The sequence below is a fragment of the Pseudoclavibacter endophyticus genome (assembly GCF_008831085.1).
GTDB classification, from domain to species: Bacteria; Actinomycetota; Actinomycetes; order Actinomycetales; family Microbacteriaceae; genus Pseudoclavibacter; species Pseudoclavibacter endophyticus.
This window is the reverse complement of the sequence record NZ_WBJY01000001.1, coordinates 1,342,262-1,354,241: the sequence shown is the minus strand read 5'-3', so window position 1 is coordinate 1,354,241 and position 11,980 is coordinate 1,342,262. Positions and strand designations below refer to the sequence as shown.

At 71.0% G+C, this 11,980-nt stretch carries 7 protein-coding genes; 4 read left to right on the top strand and 3 right to left on the bottom strand.

The features are described from left to right. The first annotated feature begins 2 nt into the window (after positions 1–2). Positions 3–1,286 carry a protein kinase family protein gene (locus F8O04_RS06025; RefSeq protein WP_158028372.1) on the top strand — a complete coding sequence of 428 codons (1,284 nt, stop codon included), beginning with the start codon at positions 3–5 and terminating at the stop codon, positions 1,284–1,286. A gap of 88 nt (positions 1,287–1,374) precedes the next feature. Here F8O04_RS06025 and F8O04_RS06020 read toward each other — a convergent pair whose 3' ends face one another. Both F8O04_RS06020 and F8O04_RS06015 read right to left on the bottom strand, forming a co-directional pair. After that, entirely contained in the window at positions 1,375–4,689 is a 3,315-nt protein-coding gene (locus F8O04_RS06020) for an ATP-dependent DNA helicase (RefSeq protein WP_158028371.1), read from the bottom strand. Next, positions 4,686–8,114: a PD-(D/E)XK nuclease family protein gene (locus F8O04_RS06015; protein ID WP_188726246.1), complete on the bottom strand. Its 3,429-nt coding sequence runs from the start codon at positions 8,112–8,114 to the stop codon at positions 4,686–4,688. The genes F8O04_RS06020 and F8O04_RS06015 overlap by 4 nt, the downstream gene beginning before the upstream one ends. A 142-nt stretch (positions 8,115–8,256) precedes the next feature. On the opposite strand from F8O04_RS06015, the gene F8O04_RS06010 reads away from it, so the two are divergent. The 3 genes from F8O04_RS06010 to secA2 are packed head-to-tail and all read left to right on the top strand — an operon-like array spanning position 8,257 to position 11,166. Next, complete coding sequence (locus F8O04_RS06010; RefSeq protein WP_158028369.1) at positions 8,257–8,481, top strand: DUF3107 domain-containing protein; 225 nt, start codon at positions 8,257–8,259, stop codon at positions 8,479–8,481. A gap of 14 nt (positions 8,482–8,495) precedes the next feature. Then, positions 8,496–8,813 (top strand): hypothetical protein, encoded by a 318-nt coding sequence (locus F8O04_RS06005; protein ID WP_225734897.1) that lies wholly within the window; start codon positions 8,496–8,498, stop codon positions 8,811–8,813. A gap of 28 nt (positions 8,814–8,841) precedes the next feature. Continuing rightward, positions 8,842–11,166, top strand: a complete 2,325-nt coding sequence (gene secA2, locus F8O04_RS06000; RefSeq protein ID WP_158028367.1) for an accessory Sec system translocase SecA2 — start codon at positions 8,842–8,844, stop codon at positions 11,164–11,166. Between the two features lie 50 nt (positions 11,167–11,216). Here the strand turns inward: secA2 and F8O04_RS05995 are convergent, their stop codons facing one another. After that, the gene (locus tag F8O04_RS05995; RefSeq protein WP_188726247.1) at positions 11,217–11,876 is read right to left on the bottom strand and encodes a ferritin-like fold-containing protein; all 660 of its coding nucleotides are present in this window, start codon (positions 11,874–11,876) and stop codon (positions 11,217–11,219) included. Positions 11,877–11,980: the final 104 nt, after the last annotated feature.

The following is an 11,980-nucleotide window of genomic DNA, read 5'->3' as shown; positions in this document are numbered from 1 at the left end:
GCATGGCGCAGCTCTACCTCGAACTCGCGGCTCTTGCCACGGCCGCGGTACCCGGCCTCGACGTGGTCGAGGGCACCGAGTACTCGACGGGCAGCTATGGCGACTTCGACGCGGCGATCCTCAAGGCGGGCGATGGGCAGCTGCTGATCGCGCGACGGCCGCGTTCCCGGGCCGCGGCCAGGCAGCAAATCGCCGACGCGCGGGCGCTTGCGGCGATGTCGCCTGGGGTGCGCAGCCGCCTGCCGTTCGCCGTGCCGAGCGTCGTCGGCGGTCTCACCGACGGCGACACGAACCTGTCGGTGTACGAGTTCGTGCTGGGCGAGAAAGCCGATCGGGTGCCCCTCGAGCCCAGCACCATGCTCGTGGCCGAGATCGGCCGTTCCATCGCCGCGATCCACGACCTGCCGCGCGTCTTCGTCGAAGAGTCGGGACTGCCGGTGTTGACCAGCGACGAGGTTCGAGCCTCCGCCCGGTCCCTCGTGGCTCGCGCGACCAAGACTGGTCGCCTTCCTGTCGCCGTGCAGCGCCGGTGGGAGGACGCGGTGGCGGACAGCACGCTGTGGCAGTTCCAGCCGCGCGTCATTCACGGCTCGCTGAGCCTCGGCGCCCTGCTGACGAACGGACTGTCGATCGTCGGCGTGCTCGAGTGGAGCGACTTGCGCGTCGGCGACCCCGCGCGCGATCTGCACTGGCTGCAAGATCTCGATCCGCACGTCGCGCGTGGCATCCTCGACCACTACGCCGAAGCGATCGGCGGGCCCGACCGTCAGTTGCGGCGCAGGGCGGCGCTGCACGCGGAGCTCGAGATCGCCCGGTGGCTCCTGCACGGCGTCGACGCGAACGATGACGCGATCATCGCGGACGCCGAGGCGACGCTCGCCGCCCTGGTGGACCGGGTCCATCACGAGGAGGCTGAGCCGCTCGTACATGAGACGCTGCCGATTCTCGACCTCGCCGAGGTCCAGGCGCTGCTGCGCGATGCGGGTCGCGACGATCTCGTGACGGGCCAGTCGCCGGGGGCATCACATGCGGGCGGCACTGACGACCGTGACGACCGCCGCCCGCCAGCGGGGGCGACGGCGCGCGTGCAGACCGGACTCGTCCACGGTGAAACGGGCACGTCCGTGCATCCCGATGACAACGCGGCGGACGACCTCGACCACGCGCACGACGACGACCTCAGCGACGACACCCCGCCGGGTGACTTCCTGCGGGATGGCGCTCGATCGGAGACCGGTGAGATCCTGGGTCTCGACGTACGCGAGCGCGGTGCGGGCGAGGGCTGACGCCCGCCGACACAGAGATCCCGGCGCCGCATCGCCGGTGCGTGAACGCTGCGTTGTCGTGGCCGCGCGCCTGCTGTGCCGCCGCCAGCTACTCCCCCGTTGCGAGGGCGGCGATGCGCGTTTCGGCCTCCGTGAGAAGGCGTTCGAGTTCTGCCCGGTTTGACACGCTGTCGAAGCGATACTCGGTGCCGGCTGCGCCCTCGGCGACGTAGAACAGCACGGCGCGGATGCGCTCAGCCGGCACACCCCGGTGCGCGCTGTACGCGAGGGTATACAGGGCGAGTTGCAGCTGACGTTCCCACTCCGCGGCCGCGCCGCGTGGCGCAGCGCCGGTCTTCCAGTCGACGACGTCGATGGTGCCGTCGTCGTTCTCGTACACGGCATCGAGCTTGCACACGACCGTGCGCCCGCCGAGCGGCACCTCGATGGTCTGCTCCACCGCCGCGGGGCGTCGGTCCGCCCAGGGGCTGCGCTCGAACTTGGCCTGCAGATCGGCGAGCCGCTCGGCGTCGGCGGTCGTTGGCGCGTGCACGCCGAGCAGCTCGAGCTCGTCGGGTTCGAGGCCGAACGTGTCGGCGTCGATCAAGTCGCCCCCGCCCGCCGGCGCGGCGAAGCGCTCCTCGACCCAGGCGTGGAACATCGTGCCCAGACGCGTCTGCCGGAACGGTCGCTGCGGCAGTGGCCTTCGCCACTGCTCGGCCGCCTGCTCAGGTTCGAGGACGAGATCTTTGAAGTGGCTCGCGGCGATCCGCTGCGGCATCGTCACCGGGCGCGCGCGCATTCGTTCGTCGCGCTCGCGGAGCAGGAGCTCGATGTCGTGATCCCACGGCGTGGGAGGCGTGTCGTCCGCTGCGCCGAACTCGCGGACGCGGCCGGCCGTGGCCAGCAACGCGTCGGCGTCGTCGCCCCGGAACGGGCGCTGAGGCCACGTGAGCGTGTCCGCCGTCTCCAGCGATGCCGGTCGCTCGTCGTTGCGACGTTCTTCGACGGGCGGTACGAGGCCGGCCTCGATCGGCTCTGACACGTACGGGGAGAGCTCGCGAGGCTGCTTCGCGCGCCCCCAGTAACCAGCGGTGAGCAGCAAGCGCGACCGCGCTCGGGTGTACGCGACGTACGCCAGCCGGCGTTCCTCGTCGAGGAACCGAGCCTTCACCTCCTCTGCTAGACGCGTGATGGCGTCTTTGACCTCCGACTGGCGCTCGTACCCGTCGAGTGCGAAGCGCGGCAGATCGTCGCGATCGAGGCGCAGGGGGTACGGAAGCACGCCGGCCCTGAACCACCCCGATCCCTCACGCGATTGCTGCGGGAAGCCCCCGTCGACGAGATCCGGCACCGCCACGATGTCCCATTCCAGACCTTTCGCCCCATGAATCGTGAGCAGTTGGACGGCTCCAGGTTCGGGCTCGGCCGGCGCGGCCGCGAGGTCGTCGCGCGTGGCCGCGATGTTGATCCAGTCGAGGAGCGCTCCGATGTCGCCTGAGGGGTGCGCAGCCGCGTAGGCGACGACGTGGTCCATGAACGCGTCGAGGTTCCCGGTCGCCTCCGGACGATGGGGGTTCGCCGCTGCCTCGAGATCGATGTCGGCGCGGACAATCACGTACTCGACGACCTCAACGAGTGGAAGCCCGAGGTGCGAGCGCACGTCATCGAGCAGGGCCGCGACCTCGATGATCCGCACGTGCGCCTCGTGGCTCACGCCGGCGATCCCGTTGCCATCGGGCTGCTTCGAGGCCACGTAGATGAGGGCGTCCGCCAACGACATCTCGGCGTCGGGCCCGAGCTCCGCGCCGCCCGCAGCGCTCTCGGCGGAACGCGTCATGGCGCGCGCGAGCCCGTGCAGCGCCGCCACGTCGGCCGGCCCGAGCCGGCCCCTCGCTCCGACCAGGATACGGATCAGCTCGCTTCCGGCGGCGGGATCGCGCGCGGCGCGGAGGATCGAGGCGAGGTCGGTGATCTCGGGAGTCGTGAGCAGGCCGCCGAGCCCGACGACACGAACCGGTATGCCTCGGCGCGAGAGCTCTCGCGAGACTCTGGACATGTTGCGCCTGGTGCGGAACAGCACCGCGGCGCTCGGAGCGTCTTCGCGGATCGCGACGACGCGGCCCTCGGGGGTGCGGCCCTGCGGACCCGTGAAGGCGTCGGCGATCCAGTCGGCCACCGCGGCGAACTCGTCCTCGACGGTCTCATGCGCGCTCGCCTCGACGGCTCCTTCCCCCGCGCCGGGGCGTGGGCCGAGCTCGGGCAGGGGATGCGACTCGCCGCGCGAAAGCGGGGCGGCGATGAGATTGGCCACCTCGAGGATGCGCACGTCGTTCCGCCAGCTCGTGGACAGCGTGTAGGTGGCATCGGGCGCCGCACCGAAATCACTGTGGAAGCGCCGCATGTTCGCGGCGCTCGCGCCGCGCCAGCCGTAGATCGACTGCTTCGGGTCTCCGACCGCCATCAGGCTGTGGCCGTCGAACATCGTCGCGAGCAGCGCTGTCTGGCCGACCGACGTGTCCTGGTATTCGTCGAGGATGACGTGCTCGTGACGGGCTCGCAGCAGCTGCACGACTTCGGGGGCGCGCCGGCAGATCTCGAGGGCACCGGCGACCTGGTCGGTGAACTCGATGAGTCCTCGTTCGCGCTTGCGCGCCTCGTACTCGATCGCGAGACATGCGTAGGGCCGCAGTCTGTCGAGCTTCGCGGCTTGTTCCAGCAGCCCCGCAAGCGGCACGAACTCACCTTTGGACTTCTTGCCCGGCAGCAGCTTGAACGCGTCGACGGCATCGCAGACGCGCTCGACATCGTCCAGGGTCGCGCCGTTCTCGCGCATGGCGCGGGCGAGGGCAAGCGCCCGCTCCGTGACGGTGCCGATCGAATCGTCGAGCTCGCCGAGCGCCGCGTCGTCGCTGCGGAGCACGATGCTGCGCATGAGCGCAAATGCTGCGGGCTCGTCGAGGAGCACCGAATCGGGCTCGCGGCCGATGAGCAGCGCGTGCTCTTGGAAAACGCGGTGCGCGAAGGCGTTGTAGGTCGACACCTCCGGAAGATCGGCCTCGTCGCCACCGATCAGCCCGGTCGCGCGGAGCCGGCGCAGGCCGTCATCGAGGCGCTCACGCAGCTCACCCGCCGCCTTCCTCGTGAAGGTGAGGCCGAGCAGAGATGAGGGTGCCGCACCGTGCTTCGCGATGAGCCACAGCATGCGCCGCACCATGGTGTGCGTCTTGCCGCTCCCGGCACCGGCGACCACGAGGCTCGGCGCGAGCGGCGCCTCGATGACGCGACGTTGCTCATCGGTCGGCGGGAACACGGGCGCGTCGGCGTGCGGGCGCAGCCCCAGCGCGATCGCCTCGTGCGTGATGTCCGTCCGGCCTCCGGGCTGCTCTCGAGGCTGCTCTCGGGGGATCTGCGTCACGGTCATTCGGTCACCTCCGGAACGATGTGGATGCGACAGACGCTGACACCGCCGAAGCTGCTTTCGCAGTGGGATTCCGGAGCGGCGGTGAATGCCGCTGGTGCCCCGGGGTCGACGGGCACGAGCGCGCTGGCTTCCGCTGCGGGCGAGCCGACCGCGCCGCGCATGCCGTTATCGCGGTCGTTGTCGTTGTCGTTGTCGTGGTCGCTGTCGGGGACGAGCACGAGCCCCGCCATGCCGAGCGCCGCGCGAACGAGCCGTCGCTCGAAGCCGAGCTCTTGGCTGCTGGTCATGGCCGGTTGCACGCGGACATCGGTGTGCTTTCCACGACCGAGGAAGACCAGTGCCGCTCCCCCGAGCTGTTCGGGTGCGACGTCGATCGGCTCGCCGCCATCGATCCGGGGCGCCGGGTCGTCACCATCGGCGGATGCGCGTGGCTGTCCGATCGCGCGGCGTCGAGCGGCGAGCTGGTAGGCGGCCAGCTGCGCGTGCGCTTCCGCCGCGGCCTTCGTGACGACCGTCTTCGACGTCTTGAGGTCGACGATGCGCACACCCTCTTCGGGATGGCCCTCGATACGGTCGATCGTGCCCCGCATTCGCACGATCACGTCGATACCGGCGCGGCGCACGGGAACATCCACGACGAATGGACGCTCGGTCGCGAGCGTCACGACGCCCCGCGCGCGCCGTTCCTCGACGTAGCCTTCCAGCGCGTCGAGCATGAGGGCAAGCCGCCCGTGCATCGCCGCCTCGCGCCACGGCGCTTCCGCGCGCAGCTCATCGAAGCGCGAGGACACGTAGTCGAGCCGAGCTGCCCGGCTTCGGAAGTCGAACTCGGCGGCCGCGTGCACGAGCGTGCCGAGGGTCATCTCCGGGCTCGTGTCGCCGCCGCCGTGACTCGTCACGAACCACTCGACGCCGCATTCCTCGAAGCGTTCGATGGCTGACGGCGAAACGCTGATCGCGTCGGGCTCGCCCCCGGATGCGACGAGGTCGACGAGGGGTCGCGTCGTAGACGGCTCTCGCAGTCCGAGCCACGAATCGGGATGTGCACCGTGCACGCCCGCGCGCGCGAGTCGCGCAAGCGCCGCGGCCTCGAGGTCGGCGTCGTCGCCGCGCACGGCGCGATCCCGGGCGCGCCGCCGGAGATCTGCCGTCAATTCGCGCAGCGTCGACGGGAGGATGTCCTGACGAACGCCGCCGTACCGTGACCCCGGCAGGTGCGGCGCATCGAGGCGGCGAAACAGGATTGACGGGCCGCCGTCATCGCTCTCGACGGCCGTGACGAGCAACCACTCCCTCGCCCTCGACAGTGCCTGGGCGAACATTCGCGATTCGTCATCGAGCACCTCGCGACGCCGATCGACGACGGAGGCGTCGTCCGCGCGGGAGGTCACGAGGTCGATCAGGTGACCCGCGCCGAGCAGCGTGTCGCGCAGCCTGAGGTTGGGCCACGTCCCCTCGTTGACCCCCGAGACGACCACGGCCCGGAACTCCCGGCCGACGACCGAGGCCGGCGTCGCAAGCGTCACCGCCTCGCGCTCTGCGCGGCTCGCGAGCGAGTCGCTCTCGACGTCACGCTGCTCCCACGACATCACGAAGTTCTCGATCGTGGTGTCGGGTGTGCGCTCGACCACGCGCTTCGCCACATCGAACAGGGTGACAACCGCGTCGAGGCGCGCGTCGGCCCCTTCACCGTCTCCACCACCGCGCAGGGCAAGGCGCCGCCATCGGTCTGCCACGCCAGCGCCCTCCCACACGGCCCACAGCACTTCGTCGGCGGCGCCGTCACGGGCCACCTGACCGGCACGGCGCAGCAGTGCGGCAAGCCGCCGGAGCGCGACGATCGCCGGATGTCGTGCCGGCAACGACAGCCCGGTGGTGTCCGGTCCGGCATCGGTGGGCGCCTCGATGCCGACCGTTCCAGCGGGCGCCACGATCGCCTCGACGAGCAGTTCGTCCGCGCTCCGGCCGCCACCGGACTCCACTTCGCGCTTTCGCAGAGCTCGCCGCAACTGTCGAACGCGCATGGCGTCGACGCCGAACAGCGGCGATGAGAGGAACCCTTCGATCACCTCGCCGGTCAGCGACGCGGGGTCGGCTGCGGCGCCGGCCAAGCTGACGATGGCAGCGACGGCCGGATCGGCCCCGGCATCCGGCGCCCGCACCGCACTCGTGGGAACCTCAGCCCGCGCGAGCAGGCGGGCGAGGGTCGGCAGCGCGGCGCCGGAGCGAGCCAGGACGGCCATGTCGCTCCACGCGACCCCATGCTCGAGATGAAGCCGGCGCAGGGTCGCGGCGATCAGTCGCGCCTCGGCAACCGCGCTGTCGGCGATCGCCACTCGCACCTGCCAATCACCTGCGCCGGACGCCGCCAGCGCCCCGGCCCCCTTTTCGTGATCGGGCGGCGGTGACACGGTCGTCGACGCGAGCGCCGCGCGGTGCCGTCCCTCCCCGCGCGCGCCGATCCGCGCGGTCACGGCCGCAATGGCCGACCGGATCGGCTCTCGGTGCCGGTGCACGGTGGTCAACAGCAGGCGCCGGGGGGCGGGCTCTTCGCGCGGCCGCCAACCGACGGCATGCTCCGGCCCTCCGCCGCGGAAGGTGCCGGTCGCGATATCGGGGTCGCCGAAGGTGATGACCGTGACTCCGCGCGCCTCGAGGGCGACCAACAACCGGCGGGCGGCCTCGGTCAGCTCCTGCGCGTCGTCGACCACGACGAGCCGCAGGCGATCGACGGCGAGTCGCCCGATCCCCTGCTCCGCGTGCAGGATGCTCGCGGCCTCGAGCAGAAGCCCGGGCACGTCGTACGCGCCGTCGCGCTGCAGGCTCAGCACGGTTTCGAGCTCTTCGATGAGGTTCGCGGCCCCCCGCCACACTGGCCGGTGCACGCCGTACGACGCCAGCTCGTCCGGCGAGACGTCGTACTCGCTCATCGCCGATTTGAGATCACGCAACTCGGTGCGGAACCCGGCCAGGCGGAGCACGTCGCTGGTCACGGGCGACGCGAACCCATAGCGATTGACGGGGTCGACGGAGCCCTCGACGAGCTCGCGGATCAGCGCGTCGTCGTCGGCACCCGTCAACAGCACGGGCGGCTGCTTGCCCGCTGCGGCACGCTGCTCCCGGACGATCTCGAACGCGAGCGATTGCGGCGTGCGCGCACGGGTGCCGGATACGGTGCCGCCGAGGCGGGCGGCGATCCGGTCTCGGAGCCGCGCCGCCTGGGCGCGGGCCGGCGCCAAGGCAAGTATCTCGTCGGCCGAGTACGCGCCGCCGGCCACGCGGTGCGCGAGAACTTCGACGAGCGCGGTGGTTTTCCCCGTGCCGGGCGCGCCAACGACGACAAGCGGCTCGGCGGCCGGTGCTTCGAGCACGGCGCGCTGCGAAGGATCGAGTGCCGCGCGCTGCGGTCCGTCGAGTTCCGTCATGGGCATCACGGTATCGGCGCCCTCCGACATGCGCGCTCCGCTCGATTCGCCCCGTTCGCCACGGGCGTGTCATACCCGGCACGAAAGGGCTTCGGCCGCGGGTAGCCTGGTCCAGCAACCGAACGTCGACGAAAGAGGCGCAGTGGAACTTCGCATCGGCATCCAGCACGCTCCCCGTGAACTCACCTTCGAGACCGAGCAGTCGGCCGAAGCGATCGAGAAGCAGGTGCAGGAGGCGTTCGAGAACGACACGCCGCTGCTGCGCTTCGTCGATGACAAGCGGCACGTCTATCTCGTGCAGCGGGAGAGCGTGCTCTACGTCGAGGTGACGCGCGAGCAGCAGCGCCGCGTCGGCTTCATCGCCTGACGACCATGGAGCTCATGTTCGCTGGCCTCGCCGGCCTCATCATCGGCCTCGCCGGTTACTTCCTCACCCGCGAGCGCAGCCTCGTCGGGGCCGCCCTCGTACCGGCCTCCGGTGCGATAACGGCCCTCGTCGTCTGGGAGGTGCTGACATGGCTCGGCGCGGTCCTCGGACTCGGCTGGCTCGCCTACGACCAGGGCTGGATCTGGTGGATCACGCTCGGAGCCACCGTGCTCGTCGTCGGCGTCCTCGCCGTGACCGTCGGCCGCCGTCGCAAGCGCGACGACGACGAGTTCTTCGACCGCCTGCGGCACGTCGGCCGGGCGAGGGTCTAGCCATGCCGCGCGGCGCTCGGCCTCTTCGGTGACGAGGCGAGTCCCCCGGTGGCTCGCGCGCATCGCCGGCCTGCCGGGCACGACGCCGTTCCGGCGCGTAGAAGTGCTGGCCGGGCGCGCGAACGACCTCGCCGCCGAGGCGAAGAGCCTCGGCGATGGTGAGCTGCGCACCCGCGCGCGGGCCGCGGCGGTCGGGGCGACCGCCGGCGACGACGACGCGACCGTCCGGTATCTGACCATCGCACGCGAGGCCGCCAACCGGGCACTCGGACTTCGGCCTTTCGACGTGCAGCTCCAGGCGTGCGCCGCGCTGCTCGGGGGCACGGCGGTCGAAATGGACACGGGTGAGGGCAAAACCCTTGTCGGCGCCATGGCTGCGGCCGCGTACGCCCTCGCCGGCCACCCCACGCACCTCCTGTCCGTCAACGATTACCTCGCCGAGCGCGACGCCGAGTGGATGCGTCCCCTCTTCGAGCTGGTGGGGCTCGACGTCGCGTGGATCGGGCAGCGGTCTCCCCGCGACGAGCGACGCGCCGCCTACCGCGCCGATGTCCTGTACGCGCCCGTCAGTGAAGTCGGCTTCGACCTGCTGCGCGACCGGTTCGCATCCACCGCGGACGAGCTCGTCTCGGTCGAGCTCGACACCGCCATCGTCGATGAGGCCGACGCAGTCATGATCGACGAGGCGATGGTGCCGCTCGTGCTTGCTGGCACGTCGGCTCACGCCCCGGACCGTGCCGACGACGCGGCCGAACTCGTTGCGGACCTCGACGAAGGCGGTGATTTCGAGACGGATGCCGAACGCTCGAACGCCTGGCTGACGGACGACGGCATCGAGCGACTCGAGTCGCAGCTCGGCGGCATCAATCTGTTCGAGCCGGAGCACGCGCCGCTCCTCACCCGGCTCAACCTCGCACTGCACGCACGCGTGCTCGTTCAGCGCGACGTCGACTACCTCGTCACTCACGGCCGAATCGAGCTCGTGAACGCGGCTCGCGGCCGCGTCGCGCACCACCAGCGCTGGCCCGACGGCCTGCACGCCGCCGTGGAGGCGAAGGAAGGCCTCGAGCCGAGCCCCCGATCGGTCGTGCTCGACTCGATCACCGTGCAGGACCTCGTGCGGGGCTACCAGCGCCTGGGCGGCATGAGCGGCACCGTCGTCGCCGTCGCCGACGAGTTCACCGAGTTCTACGACCTCCCGTCAGGCCGCGTCGAGCGCAACGAGCCCTGCCGGCGCGTCGACGAACTCGATCGCGTCTTCCTCACGGCTGCCGAGGCGCTCGACGACCTCGTCGCCGAGGTCGTGGCGAGACACGAGACGGGTCAGCCGGTGCTCGTCGGCACCCAGACCGTCGCCGAGTCGGAACGGCTCGCGAAACGCCTGCGCCGCCGCAACATCCGGCCTCGCGTGCTCAACGCCAAGAACGATGCCGACGAGGCCGGCATCGTGGCACGCGCCGGGGAGTTCGGCTCCGTGACGGTCTCGACCCAAATGTCCGGGCGCGGCACCGACATCGTGCTCGGCGGCGCCGACGCCGGCGACCGCGACCGCGTGGTCGAGGCCGGCGGGCTCGCCGTGCTCGCGACGAGCCGTGCGCCCTCGACGCGGCTCGACGCGCAGCTTCGCGGTCGCGCCGGTCGTCAGGGCGACCCCGGCATGAGCCTCGTCATCACCAGTCTCGAGGCGAACCTCGTCACCGAGAACGCCCCCACGCACACGTTGGCCGAGATCGCGCGACGCGGCGAACGCATCCCCGAAGCGCAACGCCGAGCGATCGTACGGTCCGCGCAATCCATCGCCGAGGGCATCCGCACCGACCGGCACCGCAGCACGTGGCAATACTCACGCGCGATCGCCAGCCAGCGGCGCGCCGTGCTCGCCCACCGCGCGACGGTGAAGCGGCCCTCTGCGATCGACAAACTCGGGGCATCCCTGCCGGCACCGCTGCGGTCGCTCGGCGACGCCCGGCGCGACACGCTGTTCGACCTGTCCTACCGAGCCCGGCTGTTCTTCCTCGACGACGAATGGACCGAGCACCTCGCTCTGCTCGGAGAGGTTCGCGACGGCATCCACCTGCGGTCGCTCGCGTCGCAGAACCCGGTCGAGGAGTTCAGCATGATCGCGCACCGCGAGTTCGCGGGGTTCTTCGATCGCGTCGACGAGCGCTTTCGCGAGTTCCTCGACGCGCTCGACCCCGACGACCTCGACCGCGACGCGACCGAACTCGGCCTGCGGCGGCCGTCATCGACGTGGACGTACATGGTCACCGATGATCCGTTCGGGAGCGTCGGCGGCCGCTTCGCGCGTCGCGCCGGAGGGTTCCTGCGGTCGAAGGTGCTGAAGCTCGAGTAATCGCCCTCGGATGGGCGAACCCGTGCGATGGACCGGGCGGGGAGTCCGGTCTACGCCGCGAGCCCCAACGCGTTCATGCGGCGGGAGTGCTCGGCCATGAGCCGCGCGTTGATCTCATCGAGCACGGCGTCGGCGCCTTCGCGAACCGACTCGGCAGGCGTTCCGACGGGAATACCGAGGGCGCGGCGGCCGGCGAGCAGCGAATCACCCGTGATCCGACGGCCCCACATTGCGAGCCGATCGGCGAGCACGAAGTTGCCGCGGAGGCGGCCGGCGATGATCCCGTGCAGCTCGGCCTGTACGTCCTCGTGCACGATTGTGGGTCGCAGGGGCGCTGCCGCCTCACCATGTGCCTCGAGCACCTCGGCGTAGAAATCCCGAAGAATGCTCGCGGCCAGATGACAGGTCAGGATCCGCTCGTCCCAGTCGCGCCCCGCGACGCGCTCGGCGAACTCATTGAGCTCGTCGGCCGTGCGACGCATGTGCGTCGTCCCGGCGACGCCCGCCTCGTCGAGGGCCGCGATCGCCGCCTGGTGACGCTGCAGCGACAGCGCGGCGACGCGGCCGAGCTCCTGCTTGGCCGTGAGCTCGGGAGCGTCCGTCACGAGCGACGAGAGCTCCTGGAACTGCAGCAGCTGCAGATACGCGATACGCGCGCCGGTTCCGGGCACGTCCGGAATCAGGTCGGCAAGCTGCAGCTCCTCGGTCACGGCAGTCATCCTACGCACGACCACGCCGCCGCCTATCATCGGATTCCCGCGCTGCGGCCCGGGCGGTTCGGCGAGCGCCTCGCCGCCCACGTGGACGAGTGCCG